General features: G+C 55.4%; 28 protein-coding genes. 14 read left to right on the top strand and 14 right to left on the bottom strand.

The annotated features are described in order from the left end of the window. The 3 genes from hcr (at nt 1) to ltaE (ending at nt 3,901) form a co-directional block, all read left to right on the top strand. Nucleotides 1-981, top strand: a complete 981-nt coding sequence (hcr, locus tag EPE01S_RS15280) for an NADH oxidoreductase (RefSeq protein WP_062746715.1) — start codon at nt 1-3, stop codon at nt 979-981. 128 nt (nt 982-1,109) lie between these two features. Continuing rightward, nucleotides 1,110-2,831 carry a ubiquinone-dependent pyruvate dehydrogenase gene (gene poxB, locus EPE01S_RS15275; protein ID WP_062746712.1) on the top strand — a complete coding sequence of 574 codons (1,722 nt, stop codon included), beginning with the start codon at nt 1,110-1,112 and terminating at the stop codon, nt 2,829-2,831. Between the two features lie 65 nt (nt 2,832-2,896). Continuing rightward, on the top strand, nt 2,897-3,901 hold the full coding sequence (gene ltaE / locus EPE01S_RS15270; protein ID WP_062746709.1) for a low-specificity L-threonine aldolase: 1,005 nt from the start codon (nt 2,897-2,899) through the stop codon (nt 3,899-3,901). A 1-nt stretch (nt 3,902) separates the two neighbouring features. Here ltaE and EPE01S_RS15265 read toward each other — a convergent pair whose 3' ends face one another. Further along, a complete protein-coding gene (locus EPE01S_RS15265) occupies nt 3,903-4,745 on the bottom strand; it encodes an N-acetylmuramoyl-L-alanine amidase (RefSeq protein ID WP_062746707.1) in 843 nt (280 codons plus the stop codon). After that, nucleotides 4,745-5,068 carry a heavy metal-binding domain-containing protein gene (locus tag EPE01S_RS15260; protein ID WP_062746704.1) on the bottom strand — a complete coding sequence of 108 codons (324 nt, stop codon included), beginning with the start codon at nt 5,066-5,068 and terminating at the stop codon, nt 4,745-4,747. The genes EPE01S_RS15265 and EPE01S_RS15260 overlap by 1 nt, the downstream gene beginning before the upstream one ends. A gap of 100 nt (nt 5,069-5,168) precedes the next feature. Between EPE01S_RS15260 and EPE01S_RS15255 the strand changes: the two genes are divergently transcribed. The 6 genes from EPE01S_RS15255 to EPE01S_RS15230 all read left to right on the top strand — a co-directional run bounded on the left by EPE01S_RS15255 (nt 5,169) and on the right by EPE01S_RS15230 (nt 9,646). Then, nucleotides 5,169-5,699 carry a lipoprotein gene (locus tag EPE01S_RS15255; protein ID WP_062746702.1) on the top strand — a complete coding sequence of 177 codons (531 nt, stop codon included), beginning with the start codon at nt 5,169-5,171 and terminating at the stop codon, nt 5,697-5,699. Nucleotides 5,700-5,912: 213 nt separating this feature from the next. Beyond that, on the top strand, nt 5,913-6,641 hold the full coding sequence (artP, locus tag EPE01S_RS15250; protein ID WP_118664364.1) for an arginine ABC transporter ATP-binding protein ArtP: 729 nt from the start codon (nt 5,913-5,915) through the stop codon (nt 6,639-6,641). Nucleotides 6,642-6,656: 15 nt separating this feature from the next. After that, on the top strand, nt 6,657-7,388 hold the full coding sequence (gene artJ / locus EPE01S_RS15245; protein WP_062746700.1) for an arginine ABC transporter substrate-binding protein: 732 nt from the start codon (nt 6,657-6,659) through the stop codon (nt 7,386-7,388). 3 nt (nt 7,389-7,391) lie between these two features. Beyond that, nucleotides 7,392-8,108 (top strand): arginine ABC transporter permease ArtQ, encoded by a 717-nt coding sequence (gene artQ, locus EPE01S_RS15240; RefSeq protein ID WP_062746698.1) that lies wholly within the window; start codon nt 7,392-7,394, stop codon nt 8,106-8,108. Further along, on the top strand, nt 8,108-8,776 hold the full coding sequence (artM, locus tag EPE01S_RS15235; protein ID WP_062746696.1) for an arginine ABC transporter permease ArtM: 669 nt from the start codon (nt 8,108-8,110) through the stop codon (nt 8,774-8,776). Before artQ ends, artM begins: the two co-directional genes overlap by 1 nt. Before the next feature lie 138 nt (nt 8,777-8,914). Continuing rightward, nucleotides 8,915-9,646, top strand: coding sequence for an arginine ABC transporter substrate-binding protein (locus EPE01S_RS15230; RefSeq protein WP_062746694.1), 732 nt, complete (start codon nt 8,915-8,917; stop codon nt 9,644-9,646). Nucleotides 9,647-9,777: 131 nt separating this feature from the next. On the opposite strand, the gene rlmC is transcribed toward EPE01S_RS15230, so the two are convergent. Together rlmC and EPE01S_RS15220 are read right to left on the bottom strand one after the other, a co-directional pair. Beyond that, complete coding sequence (gene rlmC, locus EPE01S_RS15225; RefSeq protein WP_062746691.1) at nt 9,778-10,905, bottom strand: 23S rRNA (uracil(747)-C(5))-methyltransferase RlmC; 1,128 nt, start codon at nt 10,903-10,905, stop codon at nt 9,778-9,780. Between the two features lie 55 nt (nt 10,906-10,960). Next, nucleotides 10,961-11,434, bottom strand: coding sequence for a YbjO family protein (locus EPE01S_RS15220; protein WP_062746689.1), 474 nt, complete (start codon nt 11,432-11,434; stop codon nt 10,961-10,963). A 757-nt stretch (nt 11,435-12,191) separates the two neighbouring features. On the opposite strand from EPE01S_RS15220, the gene EPE01S_RS15215 reads away from it, so the two are divergent. Beyond that, nucleotides 12,192-13,295: an amidohydrolase gene (locus tag EPE01S_RS15215; protein ID WP_062746687.1), complete on the top strand. Its 1,104-nt coding sequence runs from the start codon at nt 12,192-12,194 to the stop codon at nt 13,293-13,295. A gap of 159 nt (nt 13,296-13,454) precedes the next feature. Here the strand turns inward: EPE01S_RS15215 and potI are convergent, their stop codons facing one another. From potI to EPE01S_RS15170, 9 genes are all read right to left on the bottom strand, one after another. Beyond that, nucleotides 13,455-14,300, bottom strand: coding sequence for a putrescine ABC transporter permease PotI (gene potI / locus EPE01S_RS15210; RefSeq protein ID WP_062746685.1), 846 nt, complete (start codon nt 14,298-14,300; stop codon nt 13,455-13,457). After that, a complete protein-coding gene (potH, locus tag EPE01S_RS15205) occupies nt 14,297-15,259 on the bottom strand; it encodes a putrescine ABC transporter permease PotH (protein ID WP_062746683.1) in 963 nt (320 codons plus the stop codon). Before potH ends, potI begins: the two co-directional genes overlap by 4 nt. Before the next feature lie 3 nt (nt 15,260-15,262). After that, complete coding sequence (potG, locus tag EPE01S_RS15200) at nt 15,263-16,396, bottom strand: putrescine ABC transporter ATP-binding subunit PotG (RefSeq protein WP_205423298.1); 1,134 nt, start codon at nt 16,394-16,396, stop codon at nt 15,263-15,265. 119 nt (nt 16,397-16,515) lie between these two features. Next, the gene (gene potF / locus EPE01S_RS15195; protein ID WP_062746679.1) at nt 16,516-17,622 is read right to left on the bottom strand and encodes a spermidine/putrescine ABC transporter substrate-binding protein PotF; all 1,107 of its coding nucleotides are present in this window, start codon (nt 17,620-17,622) and stop codon (nt 16,516-16,518) included. Nucleotides 17,623-18,080: 458 nt separating this feature from the next. Next, nucleotides 18,081-18,560 (bottom strand): YbjN domain-containing protein, encoded by a 480-nt coding sequence (locus EPE01S_RS15190; RefSeq protein ID WP_062746677.1) that lies wholly within the window; start codon nt 18,558-18,560, stop codon nt 18,081-18,083. A gap of 186 nt (nt 18,561-18,746) precedes the next feature. Continuing rightward, nucleotides 18,747-19,322: a YceI family protein gene (locus tag EPE01S_RS15185; RefSeq protein WP_062746675.1), complete on the bottom strand. Its 576-nt coding sequence runs from the start codon at nt 19,320-19,322 to the stop codon at nt 18,747-18,749. A 112-nt stretch (nt 19,323-19,434) separates the two neighbouring features. Then, the gene (gene rimK / locus EPE01S_RS15180) at nt 19,435-20,337 is read right to left on the bottom strand and encodes a 30S ribosomal protein S6--L-glutamate ligase (protein ID WP_062746674.1); all 903 of its coding nucleotides are present in this window, start codon (nt 20,335-20,337) and stop codon (nt 19,435-19,437) included. A 23-nt stretch (nt 20,338-20,360) separates the two neighbouring features. Continuing rightward, entirely contained in the window at nt 20,361-21,083 is a 723-nt protein-coding gene (gene nfsA / locus EPE01S_RS15175) for an oxygen-insensitive NADPH nitroreductase (protein ID WP_062746672.1), read from the bottom strand. Next, complete coding sequence (locus EPE01S_RS15170; protein WP_062746670.1) at nt 21,067-21,354, bottom strand: YbjC family protein; 288 nt, start codon at nt 21,352-21,354, stop codon at nt 21,067-21,069. The genes nfsA and EPE01S_RS15170 overlap by 17 nt, the downstream gene beginning before the upstream one ends. Nucleotides 21,355-21,557: 203 nt before the next feature. Here EPE01S_RS15170 and EPE01S_RS15165 point away from each other — a divergent pair, with 203 nt between their 5' ends. Beyond that, nucleotides 21,558-21,821 (top strand): GrxA family glutaredoxin, encoded by a 264-nt coding sequence (locus EPE01S_RS15165; protein ID WP_062746668.1) that lies wholly within the window; start codon nt 21,558-21,560, stop codon nt 21,819-21,821. A gap of 68 nt (nt 21,822-21,889) precedes the next feature. Here EPE01S_RS15165 and ybjM read toward each other — a convergent pair whose 3' ends face one another. Continuing rightward, the gene (gene ybjM, locus EPE01S_RS15160; protein WP_062746666.1) at nt 21,890-22,279 is read right to left on the bottom strand and encodes an inner membrane protein YbjM; all 390 of its coding nucleotides are present in this window, start codon (nt 22,277-22,279) and stop codon (nt 21,890-21,892) included. A 302-nt stretch (nt 22,280-22,581) separates the two neighbouring features. Here ybjM and EPE01S_RS15155 point away from each other — a divergent pair, with 302 nt between their 5' ends. The 3 genes from EPE01S_RS15155 (at nt 22,582) to ybjG (ending at nt 25,836) form a co-directional block, all read left to right on the top strand. Continuing rightward, nucleotides 22,582-24,270, top strand: coding sequence for an aspartate:alanine antiporter (locus EPE01S_RS15155; protein ID WP_062746664.1), 1,689 nt, complete (start codon nt 22,582-22,584; stop codon nt 24,268-24,270). 221 nt (nt 24,271-24,491) lie between these two features. Next, nucleotides 24,492-25,268 (top strand): phosphatase PAP2 family protein, encoded by a 777-nt coding sequence (locus EPE01S_RS15150; protein ID WP_062746662.1) that lies wholly within the window; start codon nt 24,492-24,494, stop codon nt 25,266-25,268. Next, nucleotides 25,231-25,836, top strand: a complete 606-nt coding sequence (gene ybjG, locus EPE01S_RS15145; RefSeq protein WP_062746748.1) for an undecaprenyl-diphosphate phosphatase — start codon at nt 25,231-25,233, stop codon at nt 25,834-25,836. Before EPE01S_RS15150 ends, ybjG begins: the two co-directional genes overlap by 38 nt. Nucleotides 25,837-26,193 lie beyond the last annotated feature (357 nt).

Here is a 26,193-nt window from a genome sequence, read left to right as displayed (position 1 = left end):
ATGAAATCACCGAATCTGTGCCCCTGGCGTATGCAGGTGCATCATGTGCAGCAGGAAACGCCGGACGTCTGGACGCTGGCGTTAATTAATCACGATTTTTATCGCTGGCAGGCAGGTCAGTTCGCGCTGGTCAGAATCGGCAACAGCGAGGAAATGCGCGCCTATACGTTGTCCTCCACCCCCGGGCAAAGCGCCTTGATCACGCTTACCGTGCGGCGCATTGAAAAGGGTAAAGGGTCGGACTGGCTGACCCGGCAGGTGCGCCCGGGCAATGATATCTGGCTGTCCGATCCACAGGGAGATTTCAGCTGTCAGCGCCACCCCGCCAGTCACTATCTGTTTCTCGCTGCGGGCTGCGGCATCACGCCGGTGATGTCGATGTGCCGCTGGCTGCAGGCGCAACGCCCCGGCTGCAGCGTGCAACTGATTTACAGTGTTCGTTCGCCGCAGGATGTGATTTTTGCCCGGGAACTGAGCGCCATGCAGCCGTGGTTAACACTGACTCTGTTTGCAGAACACGCCGCCACGGCAGAGATGCAGTCCGGGCGACTTGATCGTGCCCGCCTCGCAGCCCTGGTGCCAGATATGGCCCGGCGTACGGTGATGATCTGCGGCCCCCAGCCTTATATGAATGCCCTTCAGCAGGATGCGCAGGCGCTGGGGGCAAAAAAAATTCTGACTGAACAGTTTACGCCGGTGAGCGAAGCGCCGGTGGGATCCGCTCAGTTCACCCTGCGCAGCCCGGCGCTGATGCAGGGGGGCGCCTTTCCCGCCGGGTGGTCGCTGTTAACGGCCATGGAACAGCATCAGCAGCCGGTCGCCGCGGCCTGCCGTTCGGGTGTCTGTGGTTGCTGTAAAACCCGCGTTGCTGAAGGGAGCTACCACACCACCAGCGTTCAGACCCTGAGCGACAGTGAGATTGAGGCCGGCTTCGTGCTGGCCTGCAGCTGCTACCCACAAAGCGATATTGTCCTCGCCTGACGCCCTGCTCCCGTGTGAAATAAACGGTTTCACACGGGATTTCCCCGTTTCCTGCATCCTAAACTAAGCTTGTTTCAGCCAATTTGACCTTTCTGTTAAAGGACATCCCCACCACTGAGGAGAGAAGCATGAAGCAAACTGTTGCCGCGCTGGTAGCGAAAACACTGGAAAGTGCAGGCGTGAAACGTATCTGGGGGGTCACCGGCGACTCGCTCAACGGCTTGAGCGACAGCCTTAACCGTATGGATACAATCCGCTGGATGCCAACCCGTCATGAGGAAGTCGCCGCCTTTGCTGCGGGTGCGGAGGCACACCTGACCGGCGAGCTGGCGGTATGCGCCGGCTCCTGTGGCCCCGGTAACCTGCATCTGATTAACGGTCTGTTCGACTGCCACCGTAACCACGTGCCGGTACTGGCCATCGCCGCTCATATTCCTTCTGCAGAGATCGGCAGTAATTACTTTCAGGAAACTCATCCTCAGGAGCTGTTCCGTGAGTGCAGCCACTACTGCGAACTGGTTTCCAACCCCGAGCAACTGCCGCAGGTTCTCGGCATTGCCATGCGCAAAGCGATCCTGAACAAAGGGGTCTCTGTGGTGGTGCTGCCGGGCGATATTGCCCTGCAGATGGCCCCGGAAGGTGCAACGGCGGACTGGTATCCCCCACATCTGCCGCAGGTTCAGCCGGTCAGTGAGGAGCTGACGAAGCTGGCGTCGGTACTCAACGCGTCAGGTAATATTACTCTGCTGTGCGGTAGCGGCTGTGCCGGTGCCCACAGTGAGGTCGTGGCGCTGGCAGAAACCCTGAAGGCCCCCATCGTTCATGCCCTGCGCGGTAAAGAGCACATCGAATATGATAACCCTTACGATGTGGGCATGACCGGGCTGATCGGCTTCTCATCGGGTTATCACGCCATGATGAATGCCGATACGCTGCTGGTGCTGGGCAGCCAGTTCCCTTATCGTGCGTTTTATCCGGCCGATGCAAAAATTATTCAGATTGATATTAATCCAGGCAGCCTGGGCAGCCACTGTCATCTGGATATGGCGCTGGTCGGGGATATCAAATCGACGCTCAATGCCCTGCTGCCGCAGCTGACGGTCAAGACGGAGCGCGGCTTTCTGGACAAGGCGCTGGAACACTATGGAAAAGCGCGGAAAGAGCTCGATGACCTGGCGACGGCCAACGATAAACTGCCTGTTCATCCACAATATCTGGCGCAACAGATCAGCCGCTACGCCAGTGAGGATGCGATCTTTACCTGTGATGTGGGCACGCCGACCGTGTGGGCAGCCCGCTACCTGAAAATGAACGGCAAACGCCGCCTGCTCGGCTCCTTCAGCCACGGCTCGATGGCGAATGCCATGCCGCAGGCGATTGGAGCCCAGGCGATCGACCCCAACCGCCAGGTGATCGCCCTGTGCGGGGACGGTGGCTTCAGCATGCTGATGGGCGACTTCCTCTCACTGGCGCAGTTAAAACTGCCGGTGAAAATCGTGGTATTCAACAACAGCGTGCTGGGCTTTGTGGCCATGGAGATGAAATCCGGCGGTTATCTGACCGACGGTACCGATTTGGAAAATCCCAACTTCGCCGCCATTGCCAACGCCTGCGGGGTAAAAGGCATCCGCGTTGAGCAGGCATCCCTGCTGGACGATGCGCTGCAGGAGGCGCTGGCGCACGACGGCCCGGTGCTGGTGGACGTGGTCACCGCCAAAGAGGAGCTGGCCATGCCGCCGCAGATCAAACTGGAACAGGCCAAAGGCTTCAGCCTGTACATGATGCGCGCCATCATTAACGGCCGCGGTGATGAACTGGTTGATCTGGCTAAAACCAACTGGCTACGGTAAAAGAGTGAGAGGCTCTTTTTGACGGACGCTGCGGCGTCCGTTTTACCGTTGACAGGAGAACAAGCGTGATCGACCTGCGTAGTGATACCGTGACCCGCCCCACTCAGGCCATGCTGAGTGCGATGATGTCAGCCGAAACCGGAGACGATGTTTACGGCGACGATCCCACGGTCAATAAACTGGAAGCGGAAGTTGCCCGTCTGAGCGGTAAGCCCGCTGCCCTGTTCCTTCCCAGTGCAACCCAGGCCAACCTGGTCGCCCTGCTCTGCCACTGTCAGCGCGGCGAGGAATATATTGTTGGTCAGCTGGCACATAACTACAAATATGAAGCAGGTGGCGCTGCGGTGCTGGGGGGCATTCAGCCTCAGCCAATCCTCGCGGCCGCTGACGGCACGCTACCGCTGGACGTTGTGGCGCAGTTTATCAAGCCGGATGATGTACATTTCGCCATTACCCGCCTGTTAAGTCTGGAAAATACGCATAACGGTAAGGTGCTCCCGCTGGCGTATTTACAGCAGGCATGGGCGTTTACCCGTGAACGTCATCTGGCGCTACATATTGACGGTGCGCGCATTTTCAACGCGGCCGTCGCGCTGGACGTACCGCTGGAGGCCCTCGCCCGCTATGGTGATACGCTGACGGTCTGTCTGTCGAAAGGGCTGGGTGCTCCGGTGGGAGCCATGCTGTGCGGCAGTGAGGCGTTTATTCTGCGGGCCCGACGCTGGCGCAAGATGACCGGGGGCGGGATGCGCCAGGCGGGAATACTGGCGGCGGCGGGGCTGTATGCGCTGGAGCATCACGTGGCGCGCTTAAAAGATGACCATGATAACGCCGCGTGGCTGGCTGCTGCGCTGCGGGATATTGGCGTTGACGTTACCCGCCAGGATACCAACATGGTGTTCCTGCGCCTGCCGGAGGCACAGGTTGCCACGCTGGGCCCCTGGATGCGGGAACGCGGTATTCTTGTCAGCCCTGGCCCGGTGACGCGGCTGGTGACCCATCTGGACACCGATCGCCCTGCGCTGGAGCAGCTGGTCAGCCAGTGGCAGGCCTTTTTAGCCACATCGTAAACTATCCTGCACCATATTTTTCCACCAGCGCGGCGGCGATGGCTTCAGTTTCGGCATCGGCAATGCCACTGTAGTCAGCAGGACGAAAGTGCATCTGAAACGCCGCGATCAACGCCTGCTGCTGATACGGTTTCATCTGCGGCGTTACCTCGTAGCCATAGCTGGACAGCAGGCTCAACAGGCGGGTCTTATCCACCCGCTGCGCCGGCGGTCGTCCTGCCAGCCAGAACGTCACCCGGGCCGCATCAGGCCAGGCACCCACCCCCTGGCGGGCAAACGCTTCCCAGGGAAATTCCGGGCCGGGATCCTGCTTGCGCATCGGGGCGATATCGCTGTGTGCTACCACGTCCTGCGGCAGGATGCCGTAGCGCTGGATAATATCGCGCATCAGCGGAAGCAGCGCATCCATCTGCGACTGCGGGAAAGGCTGCCAGACGATCGCCCGCCCCTCGCGATGCCAGCCCTGATTCTCCAGCTCAATGCCGATTGAGGTATCATTCAGCCGGGTGGCACCGCGCCAGTAGCTCTCACCGGCGTGCCACGCCAGCATCGACTCCGGCACCAGACGCCACACCAGAGGCTGGCCGTCATATTTCGGCGGTTTTGCCGGCAGGAGATAGTGTGCACTGACGCTGCGATCGGTAAGCGTATTCAGCGAACGCGGAAAATCCCCGGCGGTGTAGTGGATAACCAGCACTTTCACGCGCGGCCGTGCGCCCCAGGCCTCCTGCCGCGTATCGACGGTGTACCCCTGTTGTGGCAGCAGCCCTTTTGGGGTAATAGAGGTATAAATAAAGACAGCCAGCAGCACCAGCAGCGGCCGGATAACAGCAACTGGACGCATCAGTGACGCAGTTTAACGGCAGTACCGCTGACGCTCACCATCAGCATACTGCTGTCTTTCCCTACGGTTTCATAATCAATGTCGATACCCACTACGGCATCCGCACCGAGGGATTTCGCCTGCGCTTCCAGTTCAGAAAAAGCAATCTCGCGGGCTTTGCGCAGCTCTTTCTCATAGGCTCCGGAGCGCCCACCGACGATATCGCGAATGCCGGCAAAAAAGTCGCGAAAAATATTGGCCCCGAGAATAGCTTCTCCAGTCACAACACCACAATATTCAGTAATGGGCTGGCCTTCCAGCGTCGGGGTAGTCGAAAATTTCATACAGCTCTCCATGTGTCATGTACGCTTCGTTCTTTTCACTCAACTGAGCGGCTATACTTAATGATAAAGCACACCCGCTGATAACAATAAGGAAATCAAAATGAAATACCAGCCCTTTGCTGTCGTGGTTCCCCTCGCACTCCTGCTGAGTGCCTGTACCACCGTCGAACCCGCTTATAAGGATATTGGTACCCGGGTAGGGCCATGTGTTGACGGCGGCCCGGACAGCGTAGCGCAACAGTTCTACGATTTACGCGATCAGCAGCCTTCTCAGGGCGTGCCGGATGCGCAACTGCTGGCAAAATACCGGCCTCTGCTCAGTAACAAACTCTATCAGTTGCTGCTCAAAGCACAGAATGAACCGAATAAAAACGCACAGCTGACGGGGGATATCTTCTCCAGCCAGCGCCAGGGGCCGACGGAAGCCAGCGTGGCGGACGCCTCGACCATTCCGAATACTGACGCACGCAATATTCCGCTGCGTGTAACCCTGCAGCGTGGCGACGTTCGCTGGCAGGATGAAGTTCATATGGTCCGTGAAGGCACCTGCTGGACGGTCAACGATGTGCGTTATCTCGGCAATAATCCCCATCTGTCGGGCGGTTCGCTGGGTCAGCTGCTGCAAAAATAAACCCTTTGTGCGTGCCGCGCATCAGCGGCACGATCTCGCGCACACATTTGCATAACAACATCGATACATCGAAGCCAAAACCGTTACATCACGCTATGTTGTGCTACTATTCAATCACCCTGCCCGCATAAATAAATTTTAACGCACAATGATTGCATAACTATGCTGTCGACGTTAAGATTCGCGGCATCAATTGCTATTCACTTTTTGCGCATGAGTATTCAACTAAACGGTATAAACTGCTATTACGGTGCCCATCAGGCGCTGTTCGACATTCAGCTGGCTTGCCCACAGGGTGAGACGCTGGTACTTCTGGGCCCGAGTGGCGCCGGGAAGAGCTCACTCCTGCGCGTGTTAAACCTGCTGGAGATGCCGCGTTCCGGCACGCTGGAGATTGCCGGTAATCGCTTTGACTTTACCCGCCCGCCTGGCGACGCCGCGATACGCGAACTGCGTCAAAATGTGGGTATGGTCTTTCAGCAGTACAATCTCTGGCCTCACCTGACGGTCGTTCAGAATCTGATCGAGGCGCCCTGCCGCGTGCTGGGTCTCAGCAAAGCACAGGCCCATGATCGTGCGGCCAGGCTGCTCGATCGCCTGCGTCTTACGGCTTTTGCTGACCGCTACCCGCTTCACCTTTCAGGCGGTCAGCAGCAGCGCGTGGCGATTGCCCGTGCGCTAATGATGGAACCGGCCGTTCTGCTGTTTGATGAACCGACCGCGGCGCTGGATCCGGAAATCACCGCCCAGATCGTCAGCATCATTCGTGAACTGGCGCAGACCCAAATTACCCAGGTGATCGTGACCCATGAAGTTGAGGTGGCGCGTAAGACGGCCAGCCGCGTGGTGTATATGGAGAACGGTTATATCGTCGAGCAGGGTGATGCCAGCCGCTTTACACAGCCGCAAACCGAGGCGTTTGCCCACTATCTTTCGCATTAATTGCAGGACATAACGATGAAAAAAATTGTCATTGCCGCGCTGTTAGCCGGCTTCAGCCTGAGCGCCAGCGCGACCCAGACCCTTCGTTTTGCCACCGAAGCGTCTTACCCTCCTTTTGAGTTCGTGGATTCTGATAATAAGATCCAGGGCTTTGACGTGGATCTGGCCAACGCGCTGTGCCGCGAGATCGGCGCCGAGTGTACCTTTACCAACCAGGCTTTTGACAGCCTGATCCCCAGCCTGAAATTCCGTCGTTTCGACGCCGTCATGGCGGGAATGGACATCACACCTGAGCGTGAAAAACAGGTGCTGTTCACTAAACCGTATTATGAAAATTCCGCCCTGTTTATCACTCAAAAAGATAAAGTGGCCAGCGTCGATGCGCTGAAAGGAAAACGTGTCGGTGTGCAAAACGGCACCACGCATCAGAAATACCTCGGTGAGAAACTGGCAGACATTAAGGTTGTCCCTTATGACAGCTATCAGAATGCGATCCTTGACCTGAAGAATGGCCGTATTGATGCCGTATTCGGTGATACTGCCGTGGTGAACGAATGGCTGAAGCAAAATCCGAATCTGGCCCCGCTGGGTGAGAAAGTAACGGATAAAGCCTACTTTGGTACTGGCCTGGGCATTGCAGTTCGCCAGGGCAATACGGAACTTCAGGGTAAATTCAACGCGGCGCTGGACAAGGTGAAAGCCAACGGCACCTATAAAACAATCTACAGCAAGTGGTTTGCGCAGTAATTAATGAACGAATTTTATACGCTTGCCAGCGCCGCCGGAATGACCGTCGGCCTGGCTGTTTGTGCGCTGGTCGCAGGGTTAATCCTGGCGATGATTTTCGCCGTCTGGGAATCGGCGCGCTGGCGTCCCCTCGCCTGGCTTGGCACCGGCCTGGTCACCCTTTTTCGTGGCCTGCCGGAAATTCTCGTGGTGCTGTTTGTCTACTATGGCGCTTCACAGCTGCTGCTCACACTCTCTGATGGCTTTACCCTCAATCTGGGTATCGTGCAGATCCCCATCCAGGTCGCCATTGAGAATTTTGACGTCAGCCCGTTCCTGTGTGGTGTGATCGCGCTGGCCGTGCTCTACGCCTCCTATGCCTCACAAACCCTGCGCGGCGCGCTAAAAGCCGTACCGTCAGGACAGTGGGAATCAGGCCAGGCGCTGGGGATGAAAAAAACCGCCATCTTCTTCCGACTGATTATGCCGCAGATGTGGCGCCACGCGCTGCCGGGTCTGGGCAATCAGTGGCTGGTGTTGCTGAAAGATACCGCGCTGGTATCGCTGATTAGCGTTAACGATATTATGTTACAGACCAAAAGTATCGCCACACGTACCCAGGAACCTTTTACCTGGTATGTCATTGCGGCGGGGATCTACCTGCTGATCACCCTCGTCAGCCAGGCGGTATTGAAACGGATTGAGCTGCGGACTACGCGTTTTGAACGGGGTGACTGCTGATGCTGAGTTATTTCCCTGAACTCCTGAAAGGTCTGAATACCAGCCTGCTGCTGACGGTGACGTCCCTGCTGCTGGCGCTGGTGCTGGCGCTGCTGTTTACCGTGATCCTGGCGCTGAAAGTGCCGGTGCTGAACCTGGTGACGCGGGGGTATATCACCCTGTTTACCGGAACGCCGCTGTTGGTGCAGATCTTCCTGATCTATTACGGTCCGGGTCAGTTCCCGGCGATTCAGAATATTCCCTGGCTGTGGGCTCTCCTTTCTGAGCCCTGGCTCTGTGCGCTGCTGGCGCTGTCACTCAACAGCGCGGCCTATACCACGCTGCTGTTTCACGGTGCGGTCCGTGCTATTCCCGCCGGGCAATGGCAGTCCTGCGCGGCACTGGGCATGAACCGCCGCGATCAGCTGCGCATTTTGCTGCCTTACGCTTTTAAACGTGCACTCTCTTCTTATTCCAACGAAGTGGTGCTGGTATTTAAAAGTACCTCGCTGGCCTACACCATTACGCTGATGGAAGTGATGGGACACGGGCAGTTGCTGTATGGCCGCACGTATGACATCGGGGTGTTCGCCGCAGCCGGGGTGATTTACCTCTGTGTGAACGGACTGCTGACCCTGATGATGCGCCTGATTGAGCGCCACGCCCTGGCGTTTGAACGGCGTAACTAAAACGGGCGAGTGCGTTGTCAGGCGCGGCCTCACCGGCAACGCAGAATAAAAAGCCCTCACCGCCTTTTAATCAGCCGATAGACCGGCCTGCCCGTCAGGGATACTGGTCAGGATAATGAGACCTTAAGGAATAAACTGATGAAAAAACTCGTTCTGGCAGCCCTGCTTGCCAGCGTTGCCTTTGGAACCCAGGCCGCAGATAAGATCCGTTTTGCCTCCTCGGCGACCTATCCTCCCTTTGAATCCCTGAACAGCGATAATCAGATTGTTGGCTTTGATATCGACCTGGCCAATGCGCTGTGTAAGCAGATGCAGGCGGAGTGCAGCTTTACCAATAATCCTTTTGACAGCCTGGTGCCTGCGCTGAAGTTCCGACGCTACGATGCGGTGATCTCCGGGATGGACATCACCGAAGAGCGCAGTAAGCAGGTCAGCTTTACGCAGCCGTATTACGCTAACTCAGCAATTATTATCGCCAAAAAGGGCCGCTTCACTCGCCTTGAGGAGCTGAAAGGAAAACGCGTCGGGATGGAAAACGGCACGACCCACCAGAAATATCTGCAGGATAAGCATCCTGAGATCACGGCGGTGGCCTACGACAGCTATCAGAACGCTATTCTTGATCTGAAAAATAACCGTCTGGATGGCATCCTGGGCGATACTGCTGTCGTCGGTGCCTGGCTGAAGACCAATCCTGACCTCAGCTCCGTCGGAGAACATATCACAGACAGCAGCTACTTTGGGACGGGTCTTGGCATTGCCGTGCGCAAAGATAATGAGGCGTTACTGAATAAGCTGAACACCGCTCTGGACGCGCTGAAAGCCGACGGGACGGTGGAGAAACTGAATAAGCAGTGGTTCCCTGAATAATCAGATGGACTGACAGGGGTCGCAGTTCCGTCCTCACTGGCTGGGTTCGCACCGTTGCAACGGCCGAACCCAGCCAGGGTTTTTCATCTGCGGTAATAACGTTTTTTCCGGTCGCACTGCCTGTTAACCGTTTACACCCGCTGTAACAGCGTCAGCACCTCGTAATGCGCGGTGTGTGGGAACATATCGAACATCTGCACCCTGACAATACGGTAAGCTGGCAGACGGCCTATATCCGTAGCCATCGTCTCTGCGTTGCAGCTGGAGTAGAGTATCCAGGGCGGCGCCATCTTATCCAGATAGTCACACAGATCCGCACCAATTCCCCGGCGCGGGGGATTGACCAGCACCAGCTCAGGCACACTGCCCTCTCCGGTGGCAAAAGCGGTGGAGTCCAGCGCCGCGAAGCTGACCTTTTCCAGCCCCATCTGCGCAGCAGAACGCTGAGCGCAGGCGATCGCCGCCTGACTGATCTCGATGCCAGTCAGCGTCATATCAGGTGTGGCGCAGTGCAGGCCAAACCCACCGACGCCGCAAAACAGATCCCACATCGTACTTACCTGCAGCGCGCTGACCCATTCACGGGCCGTCGCGTACAGCGCAGCGGCCACAGCGGGGTTGGTCTGGAAGAAGCTCTTAGGCAGGATGGACAGCGGGACATCGTTGAGCTGCTCGGCAAGCACCTGGTTTTCCGTCAGCGGGATCTCCTCTTCGCCTTCGAGAATGGCCATCGCCACGGGCTGTATATTGGCAGAGATCGCCACCAGCTGTGGCAATGCACGCTGGAGTTCAGGCAGCGCAGCGCGCAGCTGTGCCAGCTTGGTGGTCGAACGCAGTACAAAGCGCAGCATCAGCTGACCAGTATGATGACTTTCTGTGAGCAGAATATATTTCAGTTCACCACGCCGGCGCGCGACGTTGTAAGGCGTTAACCCGGCGCGGGCGATAAATGGGCGCAGTTCAGCAAATACGCTGGCAAAACTGTCAGGATAAAGCGGGCAGTCGGCCAGATCGACCGGCGTACCATCGCGGTGCAGCATACCCAGTAGCGGACGTTCCACGCTGCCGCTGACCACCATTTTGGCCTTATTGCGGAATTTTTGCTGCGCCGACACCGCAGGGGGCAGCCATTGTCCCACCGGATGCGCTTCCAGCAGCTGCTGCAGGTGAGACTGTTTTTGGGCAAGCTGCCGGGGATAAGGCGTTTCCAGCCACTGGCAGGAACGGCAGCGGCCGGCGTCGTAAAGCGCGCAATACATGATGAAAGCCTGATAAGGGAAGCGAAATGCAGGGGCGCAGTATAGCAGCGAGGGGTTACCGATAAAACTGCCGGCTGCTCTGTGGCACGAACAGCAGCAGCAGGATCAGCATATCAGGGAGTTTTTGCCCCAGCAGGGACTGAATGATCTGGCGGCCACTGTCCCGATTGATACTGAATATTTCCGGATAGATCCAGCCCATCGATGCGATAAACATATAAACCACCACCACCAGCTGCGCCAGCAGAAACCCCCAGCGTCCCCAGCTACGTCCGCGCATCAGCGCAATCGCACAGCGCAGTTCAATAAAAAAAATCAGCTGGCTGGCAATAAAAATCAGCGTGGAATCCCAGGCCTGTGCGCTGCGGTGAATAAAATTCATCAGTTCCAGAAATCCCAGCTCGTTGAACAGCAGCATCACGCCCAGACAGCGGGTGGCAATAATGGCAATACCGGCAATCCACACCGGGACCGGGACAGGCCCCGCATCGCGCAACAGGATCTTATCCTCTCTCAGCAGTGCTGACATTTTTCTCTCCCGCTCTGCCGGAGGTATGCCCTGAAGGCGAACAGCTGACCCGTTTTGGTGTTTTACAATTGCGCTCACCAGAATATTCCCACTAGAAAGAGAAAAAAGTGTCTTTTAAATTCACTGTGCCAATAAATAATAGCCTGATAACGGGATGACGTTCGCCAGATTAACCGACGACACGACTTGTTATCTTAAAGATTAATTTCTTTAATACATCCTGGCATGATATCTGCCGTACTGATCCGGCAGATCACTGTTTATCGGCAGTCACCCCCCTTATTTTTAGCCTGGGTAACAGAATAATTCCACTGCCGGGAGCGAAAAGCACCCGCAGGCTATTTTGCCTGATTGTTGATAGCCGTGAGGAAGTTAATCGCTGTGCCTGCAAATAAAATTAGCGCATCCGCTGAAGAGCACGCAACCGGCTCATCGGCCTGCCGCTAAGGGTTGTCAGCCAGATGTATTTTTCCGGTGAGGGTTTGCACAATAGCGCTAAGCAGCCTGACGCCTGTCGCAAAATAAATCTCAGCTTAGGATGATGAATAATCCCTTCCCGGGTGTTGCGGCGGCTCTGCGTAAAGATTCCCTCTTTTTAATGGGATCCCGGTACAGTTAAGGCAATGCCTGCCTGGCGTCTCTGACGTAGCGACGACATAATGGCCGCTGCGGATATTGCCCCGCATGATGAATGCCTCAGTGGCGATGTGAGTAATGAGAGTCATTGCGTAACACAAGCTGAACGGAGTGAAATAACGTGTCAAAAGTATTAGAACATTACCACTACCTTCATGAGATCCCGGAGCTGGGTTTCCAGGAGTTTAAAACTTCGGCCTATATCAGCCAGCAGCTTAAGGCCGCCGGATACGCAGTACAGGATAATTTTAATGCTACTACCGGTATCGTAGCGGTACTGGACAGCGGTATACCGGGCCCGACTCTGGCATTACGCGCAGATATGGATGCGCTGGGGCATATCATTGACGGCGTCCCCTGCGCCCGCCATACCTGTGGTCATGATGGCCACTCCGCCGTTGTGCTGACGGCCGCGCAGGAGCTGATGGCCGAACAGGCCATTAAAAAAGGCCGTCTCAAACTGATTTTCCAGCCTGCAGAAGAACTGGGCACGGGCGCACTGGCGATGATTGCCGGCGGCGCGATCGATGATGTGGATATGATCCTTGGTTTCCACGTGCGCCCGGCGCAGGAGTGTGCCGTCGGCACGGCGATCCCGGCCGTGTACTATTCCGCCTGCGTGACCGTCGAGGCGATCATTCACGGTCAGACGGCGCATGGCGCCCGCCCGCACCTCGGCGTCAACGCCCTGGATGCCGGCGTCAGCGCGGTACAGGCGGTTAACGCCATCCATCTGGCAGCGGACAGCATGTGGAGCGTCAAAGCCACCCGCTTCCTCTGCGATGCGGGCGTGACCAATTCCATCCCGGATGAAGCGCGGGTGGTGTTCGATCTGCGCACGGCAACAAACGAGGATATGGTGACGTTGCAGGATCGCGTGCGTCGGGCGATTGAGCACAGCGTGGCGGCCTTTGGTGCGCAGGCGGAGGTGCAGATCCTAAAGGCGATGCCTGCGGCAGAGATTGATGACGAGATGAGCGCATTGATCGCCGGGGCTATTGTTGAGGTGCTGGGTAAGGAGGCGCTGATGGCTCCCCGCGCCACGCCGGGCAGTGAAGATTTCTTCCACTACCCGGTGGAGCGTCCATCGGTGAAAGCCGGATTCTGGGGGCTTGGCACCGGGTTACTCCCCGGGCTGCACCATCCTGATATGCACTTTGATCTGAATTCACTGCCGGTGGGGATTAACATTTTCAAAGCCTGCGTGAAGAAGGTTCTGGGATAATTCGCCCCGGAACACAGCGCTTACTGGCCGCAACCCAGGATCAGCCACAGCGGTGTGCCCTGCAGGGTACGCCCTTTTGGTTCGGTCGCCCCCTGCAGATAATGCACGCCGGGTGTGATGCAGACCTTTTGTGTCGCATCGCCCCCGTTACCGCAATGATTAATGCCCGCTGCGCGCCCGCTGAATATCCTTCAGCCGCTGCTTCTCTTTACCCGCCATCAATCGCCAGGCAATAAACCCGACAATCCCGACCACCAGCAGGATCAGCGTTGCCAGCGCGTTAATCTCCGGGTTAATGCCACGGCGAACGGTGGCAAAAATCTGCATCGGTAAGGTATTGGCCCCCGGCCCGGTCACAAAGTTGGAGATCACCAGGTCATCCAGCGACAGGGTGAAGGCCAGCAGCCAGCCGGTGACAATCGCCGGGGCGATCATGGGTACGGTGATGACAAAGAACACCTTCAGCGGCGTGGCCCCTAAATCCATCGCGGCTTCTTCGATGGAGCGATCCAGCTCGCGCAGGCGAGAATTGATCACCACCGCAACGTAGGCAGTACAGAACGTCACATGCGCCAGCCAGATGGTCAGCATTCCACGCTCGGCAGGCCAGCCAAAGGCATTGCTCATCGCCACAAACAGCAGCAGCAGTGACAACCCGGTGATCACATCCGGCATCACCAGCGGTGCGGTGAGGATAAAGGCAAAACCGGTGGAGCCCTTAAAGCGCCCGAAGCGCACAATCACCATGGCCGCAATCGTTCCCAGGATCACCGCCGCCGTGGCCGATAACCCGGCCAGAGAGAGGCTAAGGGTGACGGCGCGGACCATCGCATCATCATTAAACAGCACGTGATACCAGTGCAGGGAGAAGCTCTCCCACGCCGCCAGTTGTGATGAGTTAAAGGAGTACACCACCAGCAGCAGCATCGGCGCGTAAAGAAACACGAAACAGACCACGAGAATGGCCGTACGCCATTTTGAGCGAATAACCGGTAACTGACTCACGCTTTTTCCCCCATCTCTTTGTTCTGATGTTTATGGAACCAGATAATGGGCAGGATCAGGATCAGCAGAATAATCACCGCCAGCGCCGAAGCCACCGGCCAGTCATGGTTATTAAAGAACTCCATCCACACCACGCGCCCGATCATAATACTGTCAGGGCCGCCCAGCAGCTCAGGGATCACGTACTCCCCCACTGCCGGAATAAACACCAGCATCGATCCGGCAATAATCCCGCCTTTGGTCAGTGGCACAATGACACTCCAGAAGGTTTTTAGCGGGCGGGCACCCAGGTCGAGCGATGCTTCCACCAGTGAGTAATCAATCCGCGTCAGGGCGGTGTAGATCGGCAGCACCATAAACGGCAGATAGCAGTACACAATCCCGATATAAACCGCCAGGTCGGTGTAAAGAATGGTGAGGGGGTGATCGGTGATCCCCGTCCACATCAGGAACCGGTTTAGTAAGCCGTTATTATTGAGGATGCCCATCCAGGCGTACACCCGCACCAGGAACGAGGTCCACGAGGGCAGGATCACCAGCAACAGAAGAATATTGCGCGTTGAGGGCGATGCATGCGCTACGGCCCAGGCCAGCGGATAACCAATCAACAGGCAGGCAATGGTGGCAATCCCGGCCACCTTCAGCGAGTGCAGATAGGCGAGGATATACAGCGGATCGTCGGTCAGCGTCAGGTAATTGCCGAAGTTCAGCGCCATGGTCAGCTGGCCGTCGGCCCAGCTTAACAGGTCGGTATACGGCGGGCTGGCACGGGCGATATCAGCAAAGCTGATCTTCAGAACAATCAGAAACGGCAGTAGAAACAGCAGTGCCAGCCAGAGGTAAGGCAGCCCGATAATCAGTTTACGTCCGTGTGCCGTTTGCAGGCGCGTCAGCAGCCCTTTAAAGCCGGTTTGCTGGCCGCTTGGCGGTTTAGTCTTACGTTCAGAATATGGGTTCATGATTTACACCGTTAAGACCACACAGCTATCGGCATCCCAGCAGAGACGCACTTCGTCACCCCAGGTCGGGGTATCCTTACGAAAGCGATAGGCGTTTTGCAACTGGGCGCTGATCATCTGTCCACTGCGCAGGCGAACGTGATAAATCGACAGATCACCGAGGTAGGCGATATGCACGACTTCCCCGACCGCAAAGTTACAGCCATCCGCCGGAACCGCTTCGCACAGCATGACTTTTTCCGGACGCAGCGCCACGGAAACCGGTACGCCATCGACCACCGAGACATCCGAGGCGACTTTCAGCGGATGGACAAGCCCCGGGCAGTCGATAATCAGCCCATCGTCCTGACGGTCACGCAGCAGGCCTTCGAAGAGATTAACCGACCCGATGAATTCAGCGCTGAAGCGCGTGGTCGGATGCTCATAAATCTCTTCCGGCTCGCCCATCTGCACGAATTTGCCCCGGTTCATGATCGCAATACGGCCAGCCATAGTCATCGCTTCTTCCTGATCGTGGGTCACCATGACGCAGGTCGCCCCGACACGCTCAAGAATATCCACCACTTCATGCTGCATACGGTCACGCAGCTTTTTGTCCAGCGCACCCATCGGTTCGTCGAGCAGCAGCAGCTTCGGGCGTTTGGCCAGGCTACGGGCCAGCGCCACGCGCTGACGCTGACCGCCGGAAAGCTGGTGCGGCTTGCGTCTGGCATATTCCTGCATATGAACCAGAGCAAGCATTTCCGCCACGCGTTCAGCAATCACCTCTTTCGATAAGCGGTCCTGCTTCAGGCCGAACGCAATGTTCTGCTCTACCGTCATATGGGGAAACAGCGCGTAGGACTGGAACATCATATTGATCGGACGCTGATACGGCGGCACATGGGAGAGATCCAGGCCATCCAGCACAATCTGCCCCTGGGTAGGCGATTCGAAGCCAGCCAGCATGCGCAGTAGCGTTGACTTACCGCAGCCAGAGGGGCCAAGCAGAGCAAATATCTCGCCTTTATAAATGGTGAGGTTCACATCATCCACTGCGTGCTGACCGTCGAACGATTTGGTCAGGTTACGGATTTCCAGCAGCGGCGTTAGCGCCTTATCTGCTTTGCTTTCAGGACGGGGGATTGCGTCGTTCACGACCATGATACTCCGGCGCTAAAAAGGGGGGAACGGTGCGGTGCCCCACCCCTAAAAATGACAAAACAGAGGCCGGTAATCGCGCCTCTGCTGCTTAACAAGTGTAAAACGAGGGTGCGTTACTTACCGCTTTTAACTTTAGTCCATGCACGCGTACGCACACGGTCAAGTTTTGGCTCCTGCACCTTCAGGGTAAACAGTTTTGCCATGGTGTCTGCCGTCGGATAAATCCCCGGGTTATCACGGATGGCCGGATCGACAAACGGCAGGGACGCTTTGACGCCGCTGGCGTAGAACACTGTATTGGATATCTGGGCCATCACTTTTGGCTCCATCAGATAGTTAATAAACTGATAGGCCTCATCGACGTTTTTCGCATCTTTAGGGATAGCCAGCATATCGAAGAACGCCAGCGCCCCCTGTTTGGGAATGCTGTAGGCAATATTCACGCCGTTCTTGGCTTCGACAGCACGATTTTTTGCCTGCAGGATATCCCCGGCCCAGCCAATAGCCACGCAGGTGTTTCCGTTCGCCAAATCGTTAATGTACTGAGATGAGTGGAAGTAGCGAATGCTGGGGCGCAGTTTCAACAGCAGGTCAGTCGCTGCGGTATAATCTTTCGGATCGCTGCTATTAGGATCTTTGCCCATATAGTTCAGCACGGTAGCAAAGATTTCTTCCGGTGCATCCAGGAAGGATACGCCACAGCTTTTCAGTTTTTCCAGGTTTTCCGGCTTCAGTACCAGATCCCAGCTGTCGACAGGGGCATCTTTGCCCAGCGCCGCTTTCACTTTTTCAACGTTGTAGCCGATGCCCGTGGTGGCCCACAGGTAAGGAATGGCGTATTTGTTGCCCGGATCGTGCTGCTCAAGCTTTTTCATCAAATCCGGATCAAGGTTTTTATAATTTGGCAGTTTGCTTCTGTCCAGCGGCTGGAACACGCCTGACTGAAGCTGTCGCGCCAGGAAGCTGGAGGAAGGAACGACGACATCATAACCGGTATTACCGGCCATCATTTTGCCTTCCAGCACTTCGTTGGAGTCGAAGACGTCATACACCACTTTAATACCGGTTTGCTTTTCAAAATCCGCTACGGTATTGGGCGCAATATAATCAGACCAGTTATAAACGTGCAGCGTCTTATCTGCAGCCAGTGAACCCGCAGAGACCGCCATCAGCGCGCCCGCAACCACAGCTGACAACCATTTTTTACGTTGGTTGAACATTTTCCATCCTCCTGAACAGAGATAAACTAATGCCGGGCAGGCGAACCGGTGAACACCTGCCTCTTAATACAGGTTAGTACCTTAAGAGAACCAGAGTGAATCAATATTCATTCTGTTGTTAATACTAAAAACCTATATATCTGGGGACGTTGCACGCTTGATGCAGCCACGCAAGAATAGCCCCACTATCAGGCCCAGACCAGCCCCCAGGGTAAAAAACGCCTTTTATCGATTTTTTATGCATGTTTCCTCTCTGTGATATGCCATTCATGGCATAAACAGCGACTAATATCTGGCAATAAAGGGCATAGTGCAGAATAAAAAGCCGTGTGGATACTCAGGGATAAGGTGATAAAAGCAGCGTTTGCGGCAAAAAAGGATGGGAACGTTTTGGCGGGATGAAAACAGGCGGGAGATAGCTCCGCCTGCTGGCAAAAATGAAGGTAAAAAAGGAGGGGTTAATGCAGCACGGAATGGCCATCAGCCATGAGTGTCCGGTCCTCATCTTCCCCGATCATCAGCAAATGATTGGCAAAGGCTTCCATGACAATCATGGAGATCTGTTCTTCGCTCTGCTTCATAAAATGGACAAACTGGCTGTAGGTCAGCCCCGCCGTTGTACTCACTGACTGGCAAACGATCAGTTTTGGCAGGTTATCGTCCTGAATATCCAGGAACGCCTTTACCGTCAGGGAGCTGGCGTTGATTTGCGACAGGTCCGCAAGCAGTGGGATCAGCGCCGTAGGTTTCACCTCGGCAAGCGCCGAAAACAGGATCACGTTGTCCACCAGATCCAGTTTGGCGTCAAACACCCCGTCAAAATTCTGCATATGCGGCAGATGAAGTGCCTGGCATGAATCACACTCAAACCAGGTAATGCTTTGCTGATCCAGCCAACGTCGCAATACGTCGAGATCCGGAACGACGAGTGAATCCATATTGTTTGTCTCTTGCCGCAATAAAATTGCGTTCTAGCTTACGGAAAAACGCCGCTAAAAACCATAATTACGACAGAAATATGACGCCAGTGACTGCTTTTAAGGATTAACCCAGAGGGGGGCCCCATGGGCAGCCCCCCTCACTGCAGAAAGCTGTCGGGCGTAGCAATAACGAAATAAAAGACCTTAGCGGGGCGATGCCTGAGCTGCAATTGTCAGGTTAATCGCAACCCGGTCATCCACGATACCCACCAGGTGATCAACGTTAAATGCGCTGCGGGAAATGGCCGTTGAGGCATGAAGGGCGAGGGTCTGCATACCCGGCGATAATATCCCATGATTATCCAGCGAGGCCTCCATCACTACCGGACGACGCACATCTTTCACTGACAGCATGCCAAAAATTCTGAACTGCCCCTGTCCCAGTGCTACCACCCGAATGCTGGTAAAGCGTATCCAGGGGTAGTGTGCCGCATCAAAAAACAGCGCCCCTTTAAGCTGGCTGGTCAGCAGGATATTGGACGCCACCAGCGTGGCCACCGGGATTTTCACTTCGATGTGATCCTGCCAGTCGGCAGCAGGATCCAGTGTGACCGTCCCGGTCACTCCCTGAAGTCGGGCCTGTGAGAAGGCGTGGCCGAACGCGCGCCATGACAAACCAATCGCCGTTTTATCCGTTGAAATAGCATAGGTTGCTGGCGCCGCGTACAGCGCCGTACTCATCAGCAATAAAAAACTCAGTAAATACACAGGGCGAGTCATCGGTGAACCTCCGTTTAGCAGTCATAGCGTAAACACCTGACCACGCCATTCTATTCACCGATTTATGCGCATGGTGCTGCAGCGCCGGGTTGCCCGGCGCTAACGATGCCCTTTATCCGCCGGTTTTCAGGCAAAAACCGGGCTGGGCCTGCGCCTCAATCCATCCGATCATCTTAGCGGCTATATTCAGTCCCGTGGTCTTTTCAATCCCCTCCAGTCCGGGAGACGCATTCACTTCCATCACCAGCGGACCACGGTGAGCGCGCAGAATGTCCACACCAGCCACATCCAGTCCCAGCGTCGCGGCAGCTTTGATCGCTATCGCGCGTTCAGCAGCGCTGATCGTTACCCGCCGGGCCTGGCCGCCGCGATGCAGATTCGAACGGAAATCGCCCTCTTTCGCCTCGCGTTCAATCGCCCCCACCACCTCTCCGCCAATCACCAGGCAGCGGACGTCGCAACCCCGTGCTTCTTTGATAAACTCCTGCACCAGAATGTGCGCATTCAGGCCGCGAAATGCATCGATCACGCTTTCAGCAGCCTGACGGGTTTCAGCCAGTACCACACCAATCCCCTGCGTGCCCTCTACCAGCTTGACCACCAGCGGTGCGCCGCCCACCATTTCGATCAAATCCCGGGTATCGTCCGGTGAGTGAGCAAAGCCAGTGACCGGCATGGCAATCCCTGCCCTCGCCAGCAGTTGCAGTGAGCGCAGTTTGTCCCGCGCCCGGGCAATTGCCAGTGATTCATTGAGCGGATAACTGCCGCACATTTCGAACTGACGCAGCACGGCCGTGGCATAAAACGTGGTGGCGGATCCAATACGCGGGATCACCGCATCAAAGTGCGCCAGCTGACGCCCCTGATAATGAATCGCCGACGACCCCGGATTGATATTCATATAGCAGGAAAGCGGATCAATGACCTCAACGCTGTGCCCGCGTGCCCGCGCGGCCTCCAGCAAACGCTTACATGAGTAAAGCGAACCATCACGGGAAAGAATGGCAATTTTCACCAGAAGCCTCCGGGGCGAAAGGGTTAGCGCGTTGCCCATCCCTGCTGATGCAGGTAGTCAAGGATAAACGGACGGCTCTCTTTAATGATGGTTTTCTGGATATGCTCACTCCAGCTTTCCGAGCGGCGATTGCTGTCGCGTGACTCATAATAGGCCACCAGCTCGCGGTCATATTCCGCCAGCAGCGCAGGGTCAAGCGGCTGATAATGGTTTTCGTGCACCAGCATGGCCGCTGGCATACGTGGTTTGGTATCCGGATCCTGTTCAGGGCTGCCCAGGCACATGCCAAACAGCGGCAGCACAAACTTCGGCAGGCCAAGCAGTTCAGTCACCTCTGCAATATTGTTACGAATACCGCCAATATAGCAGCCGCCAAAGCCCAGCGACTCCGCCGCTACCATCGCATTCTGCGCCATCAGCGCCGTATCCACACAGCCCAGCAGCAGTTGCTCTGCAAGCCCCAGTTGCGCTTCCGGACAGATCTGCTGATTGCGGTTAAAATCGGCACAAAAGATCCAAAACTCCGCGGCCTGAGCCACATATTTCTGGCCACCGCTGAGGGTGACCAGCGTGTTACGCATCTCCGGATCGGTAATACGGATAATGGATGAACACTGTAAAAAACTGGAGGTGGAGGCCGACTGAGCAGCATCCAGAATCGCTGCACGTTGCTCTGCAGTGATCGCCTGGTCGCTGAAGGCACGAATTGAACGGTGCGAACACATTAGCTTAATGGTCGGCGTCATGGGAATCTCCTGGTTTGGGCTTCTCACGCGAAGATCGCGTGTTAAAAAGGTCGGGCGCCATGACCCTGGCCGTCCGCCACATCATGACTGTGGCAGCAGGCAGCATCAGGGCGATACCGGCAAAAATCATCACTGTCGCGGCAAGTTTACCGGTAAATAGCGACGGCAAGGGTAGCATTTCATGTAACGTCAGGTAAGAGAGGATGAGCAGCGCCATGCCAAGGACTTCAAGAACCAGCACCGGCCGGGGAAGTTGACTGAATGCACGCATAACGGCTCTCCTGCTGACGGCATTATTCTGAATGAGTGAGGATATTAAAGCGCAGAATGTGCGTTTATGCATAGGTGCAGCGAATCAGACTAACAGGTAATTCCTTCTTCCTTTCAGCCCGGGATGCGGGCATCATAAGCGCCAATAAGCCATGATATGTGACATGTATCACATAAAAGTTCTGACCCTTTGAGGAGAAACCTATGTTTGCAGTGATTTTTGGACGTCCTGCCTGCCCGTACTGTGTTCGCGCGAAAGAGCTGGCTGAAAAACTGACGGAAGAACGTGATGACTTTAATTTCCGCTATGTGGATATTCACGCTGAAGGGATCACCAAGGCTGACTTAGAGAAGACCGTGGGCAAACCGGTAGAAACCGTGCCGCAGATCTTCCTGGATCAGACACACATCGGTGGCTGTACAGAATTCGAAGCTTATGCGAAAGAGAATCTGGGCCTGTTCCAGTAAATTCCCCTCTTGTTACGCCCCCGCAGCGGCCGATTCTTTTGCAATCGGCCCGCATTGCAGTCAGTAAGCTATAAGCGCTCTTTCCTGTCCTGTTGCTGCTGATGCATCTCCATCAGCGTCCGCCACAGCATCACCGCTAAAGTGCCCGAGCCGCACCAGAATACGGCGCTGGCAATAAAGGCAATCTCCTGACCCAGCCCCACACTGTTAAAGCCATCTGACTGCATCAGTAGCAGACAGGGGGGTGATGCCAGAGCGATGGCGACGGCCATCACCGTTAGCGGGGCCTCGCGGGAGGTCAATGCAGCCAGGGCGCCAGGTAAGACAAACAGCAGCAGCCCGAGCTGAGCATGTCCACTGTAACCTGCGGGTAGCGGATAGCGTACGGCGATATAGATTGCACCGTAGAGTGCGCTGCAGGCGATCAGACCTGTCCAACGGATACCTTTTATCCACACAAGAATTTTCTCCGGGTCATGATTAACCCAATTCAATTCATTTCGACGCGTCAATGAGTCAGCCCACTGACAGTGAGCAGCCGCTTTTATCCTGAATATTTTCCAAAAACAAAACCCGTAACAAATAAGCCAGCCAGGTGCTGGCTGTCATGCCACATAGCGACTAAAATGAGTCGCGCTTTATCTGACTGTCGGCTAAGACTTCTCTTAACAGGCAACAGCAGTGGCTATTGTTACGCCATGAAATTTAGCGCATAAACCCCCTCCTATCAATAGGTTACTGGTAAACAAGAAGTTAAACCGTGAATATAAACGTCGCAGATTTGTTAAGTGGAAATTACATTCTGTTATTATTTGTCGTACTGGCGCTGGGGTTATGTTTAGGCAAACTTCGGTTAGGTTCTGTTCAACTCGGTAATTCTATTGGCGTTTTAGTTGTTTCTTTACTGCTCGGCCAGCAGCATTTCTCCATTAATACCGACGCCCTTAATTTAGGCTTTATGTTATTTATTTTTTGCGTTGGCGTAGAAGCGGGCCCCAATTTTTTCTCTATTTTCTTTCGCGACGGAAAAAACTATCTGATGCTGGCCATTGTGATGGTCACCAGCGCGATGATCCTCGCTCTGTGTCTGGGCAAACTGTTCGGCTGGGATATTGGCCTGACGGCCGGGATGCTGGCAGGTTCAATGACCTCAACACCGGTACTGGTCGGGGCCGGAGATACCCTGCGTCAGACACTGACTAACGGCCAGAGCCTGAGCCAGGCACAGGACCATCTGAGCCTCGGCTACGCGCTGACCTATCTGATTGGTCTGGTCAGCTTGATTTTTGGCGCGCGCTATCTGCCTAAATTACAGCACCAGGATTTGCCCACCAGCGCCCAGCAGATTGCCCGGGAGCGCGGTCTGGATCCGGACAGTCAGCGGAAAGTCTATCTGCCAGTGATCCGCGCCTACCGCGTTGGACCGGAGCTGGTGGCCTGGATTGATGGCAAAAATCTGCGTGAGCTTGGTATCTACCGGCAGACAGGTTGTTATATTGAGCGTATTCGTCGCAACGGCATTCTGGCCAACCCGGATGGCGATGCGGTACTGCAGCCTGGAGATGAAATTTCGCTGGTGGGCTATCCTGATGCCCATTCCCGGCTCGACCCCAGCTTCCGCAACGGGAAAGAGGTTTTTGACCGTGACTTGCTGGATATGCGCATCGTCAATGAAGAGATCGTGGTCAAGAATAACAATGCGGTGAATAAACGTCTGAGCCAGCTGAAGCTGACCGATCATGGCTGCTTCCTTAACCGGGTGATCCGCAGCCAGATTGAAATGCCGATCGACGACAGCATTATTCTCAATAAAGGCGACGTCCTGCACATCAGCGGTGAAGCACGCCGCGTGAAGGCGGTGGCTGACCGTATTGGTTTTATCTCCATTCACAGCCAGATGACCGATCTGCTGGCATTCTGCGCTTTCTTTATCATCGGTCTGATGATCGGCATGATCACCTTCCAGTTCAGCAGCTTTAACTTTGGCATTGGTAATGCGGCCGGGCTGTTGTTTGCCGGGATCATGCTGGGCTTCCTGCGCGCTAATCATCCAACATTTGGCTATATTCCCCAGGGCGCACTGACCATGGTCAAAGAGTTTGGTCTGATGGTCTTTATGGCGGGCGTAGGGCTGAGCGCCGGTAGCGGTATCACTAAAGGATTGGGTGAAACCGGGCTGCTGATGCTGGGTGCCGGTCTGATCGTCAGCCTGGTGCCGGTGATTATCTGTTTCCTGTTCGGTGCATGGGTGCTGAAAATGAATCGCGCGCTGCTGTTCGGCGCCATTATGGGCGCACGTACCTGTGCTCCGGCGATGGAGATCATCAGCGACACCGCACGCAGTAATATCCCGGCACTCGGCTATGCAGGAACCTATGCTATTGCTAACGTTTTACTGACACTGGCAGGTACGCTGATTGTGATAATCTGGCCGATCCTGGGCGGTTAAAAAAATTAATCGATTTCGCAGAACTTTTTTTGTGGGCTGAAGTCTTAATTAGTGCCACTGCTTTTCTTTGAAATCCCCTGATTGTGGAGCCCGTTAATCTTATGATTATCGGGTTTTTTTCTTTTCTGCCTCCTCGTAAACCGCCCTGTCAGCCTTAAGGCTTCCTTAAGCCCTCCCCGGCAAACTGACTGCCTGGACTCTGGTCAGATAGCTAAACCTTCATGAAATCATCATCAATTCTCAACAAAAGCCAAACGAGCCATGCAATTAAGAGCGAAACTCTTTACCCCTTACCTGCTGGCTTTTACCTTAAGCAATTCGTGCTGTTAATTCTCAGTGCGATGCTGTTTATCTGGCTGTCGCGCAGTGAACGCTGGGATATGGCAATAACGCGGATGTGGTTCGATCCGCTGACCGGACAGTTTCCGTGGAAGGATAATGTCTGGCTTGATGTGATCAACCACCGGCTGCTGAAGCAGGGCGTGATCGCCATGGGCGTTCTGCTGCTGCTGGCCGGGTTTATCCGCCGTCAGCCGCGCTGGGTGCTGGTGGCCCTGCTGATGGGTATCGGCCCGCTGGTGGTGGGCGTGCTGAAAGCCACCAGCGCTCACTCCTGCCCGTGGGATCTGGTGGAGTTTGGCGGGAAGGCTGTCTCTTATCCTTTGTTCGGTGCGGTGCCGATCAACAGTGGGCCGGGGCACTGCTTCCCGGGCGGGCATGCCTCCAGCGGCTTTAGTGCACTGGCGCTGTTTTTTCTTTTTTACCCGCGTCGGCCGCGCCTGGCATGGGTTTGCTGGTGGTCAGCCCTGATTCTCGGCATGGTCATGGGTTTTGGCCAGATTATGCGCGGCGCCCACTTCCTTTCTCACAACTTGTGGGCGGCGTGGTGGGTCTGGCTGACGCAATGTGTGATTTTTGGGTGCGTAACGTACCTGCTGAAAAGACGAGGATATATTGATGATGGAAGAGTTAAACCGGGTGCTGTTTCTTTGGGTTAACGCCAGCACGGATTCACCCGAGTGGCTGATTACCCTGGCGACGTTTATTGCCCGCGATCTCATTGCCATTGTGCCCCTGCTGATTGTCGGCCTGTGGCTGTGGGGGCCGCGCAGCCAGCTCACCTCCCAGCGCGTGCTGGTGGTTAAAACGGGTGTCGCTCTGCTTTGTGCGCTGGCAATCTCCTGGTGTCTTGCCCATCTGTTCCCCCATCCGCGTCCTTTCGCTATTGGGCTGGGTAATCAGTTTCTGTCGCATGCGCCTGATGACTCTTATCCCAGCGATCATGGCACGGTTATTTTTACCTTTGCCATCGCCTTTATTTGCTGGCACCGGATGTGGTCAGGTGCCATTTTACTGGTCACTGGTGCGGCTATCGCCTGGTCGCGAGTCTACCTTGGCATACACTGGCCGCTGGATATGCTCGGCGGTATGCTGGTCGGGCTGCTCTCGTGCCTGTTTGCGCAAATTCTCTGGCAGTTCTGCGGCGGCGCGTTGCTGCCCCGACTCTCTTCGCTTTATCGCACCGTCTTTGCCTTTCCCATCAGTAAAGGTTGGGTTCGCGATTAATATTTAATTAGGGCCTGATTATTCAGGCCCTTTTTGCATTGATGCAGATCATCGTACCTTCTTTTAAAACACGAAAACTTTGCTGTTATTTCAGACAGCGGGGGCGTTATTTATTGCGCAACACGCGCTTTAATCACGCCCGTTATTTTACCTGTTGCGCAATAGCTCCCAGCCGGAAAAAACCCACCCCATCAGAAAAACACAACCCACTGATAAATAGTGTTATTTAATAAAAACCGCCGTTATTATAAGCAGAGCAGCTCACTACTTACCCAGTTAAAAAACAAAAAAAGCAGTGTAAATGGCTGTTTAAACAGCGGTAATCTGGTGATTAACACCCTTAAAAAACACACCCGC

Origin of the sequence: Erwinia persicina NBRC 102418 (assembly GCF_001571305.1) — a bacterium.
GTDB lineage: Bacteria > Pseudomonadota > Gammaproteobacteria > Enterobacterales > Enterobacteriaceae > Erwinia > Erwinia persicina.
Note: the sequence above shows the minus strand (reverse complement) of the source record. Positions and strands in the feature narration are given on the sequence as shown.

Coding starts and splice junctions, on each gene's coding strand:
- hcr (WP_062746715.1), top strand. CDS start 1: ATGAAATCACCGAATCTGTGCCCCTGGCGTATGCAGGTGCATCATGTG.
- poxB (WP_062746712.1), top strand. CDS start 1,110: ATGAAGCAAACTGTTGCCGCGCTGGTAGCGAAAACACTGGAAAGTGCA.
- EPE01S_RS15265 (WP_062746707.1), bottom strand. CDS start 4,745: ATGCGTCCAGTTGCTGTTATCCGGCCGCTGCTGGTGCTGCTGGCTGTC.
- EPE01S_RS15260 (WP_062746704.1), bottom strand. CDS start 5,068: ATGAAATTTTCGACTACCCCGACGCTGGAAGGCCAGCCCATTACTGAA.
- EPE01S_RS15255 (WP_062746702.1), top strand. CDS start 5,169: ATGAAATACCAGCCCTTTGCTGTCGTGGTTCCCCTCGCACTCCTGCTG.
- artP (WP_118664364.1), top strand. CDS start 5,913: ATGAGTATTCAACTAAACGGTATAAACTGCTATTACGGTGCCCATCAG.
- artJ (WP_062746700.1), top strand. CDS start 6,657: ATGAAAAAAATTGTCATTGCCGCGCTGTTAGCCGGCTTCAGCCTGAGC.
- artQ (WP_062746698.1), top strand. CDS start 7,392: ATGAACGAATTTTATACGCTTGCCAGCGCCGCCGGAATGACCGTCGGC.
- artM (WP_062746696.1), top strand. CDS start 8,108: ATGCTGAGTTATTTCCCTGAACTCCTGAAAGGTCTGAATACCAGCCTG.
- EPE01S_RS15230 (WP_062746694.1), top strand. CDS start 8,915: ATGAAAAAACTCGTTCTGGCAGCCCTGCTTGCCAGCGTTGCCTTTGGA.
- rlmC (WP_062746691.1), bottom strand. CDS start 10,905: ATGTATTGCGCGCTTTACGACGCCGGCCGCTGCCGTTCCTGCCAGTGG.
- EPE01S_RS15220 (WP_062746689.1), bottom strand. CDS start 11,434: ATGTCAGCACTGCTGAGAGAGGATAAGATCCTGTTGCGCGATGCGGGG.
- potH (WP_062746683.1), bottom strand. CDS start 15,259: ATGAACCCATATTCTGAACGTAAGACTAAACCGCCAAGCGGCCAGCAA.
- potF (WP_062746679.1), bottom strand. CDS start 17,622: ATGTTCAACCAACGTAAAAAATGGTTGTCAGCTGTGGTTGCGGGCGCG.
- EPE01S_RS15190 (WP_062746677.1), bottom strand. CDS start 18,560: ATGGATTCACTCGTCGTTCCGGATCTCGACGTATTGCGACGTTGGCTG.
- EPE01S_RS15185 (WP_062746675.1), bottom strand. CDS start 19,322: ATGACTCGCCCTGTGTATTTACTGAGTTTTTTATTGCTGATGAGTACG.
- nfsA (WP_062746672.1), bottom strand. CDS start 21,083: ATGACGCCGACCATTAAGCTAATGTGTTCGCACCGTTCAATTCGTGCC.
- EPE01S_RS15170 (WP_062746670.1), bottom strand. CDS start 21,354: ATGCGTGCATTCAGTCAACTTCCCCGGCCGGTGCTGGTTCTTGAAGTC.
- EPE01S_RS15165 (WP_062746668.1), top strand. CDS start 21,558: ATGTTTGCAGTGATTTTTGGACGTCCTGCCTGCCCGTACTGTGTTCGC.
- EPE01S_RS15150 (WP_062746662.1), top strand. CDS start 24,492: ATGAAATCATCATCAATTCTCAACAAAAGCCAAACGAGCCATGCAATT.
- ybjG (WP_062746748.1), top strand. CDS start 25,231: ATGGAAGAGTTAAACCGGGTGCTGTTTCTTTGGGTTAACGCCAGCACG.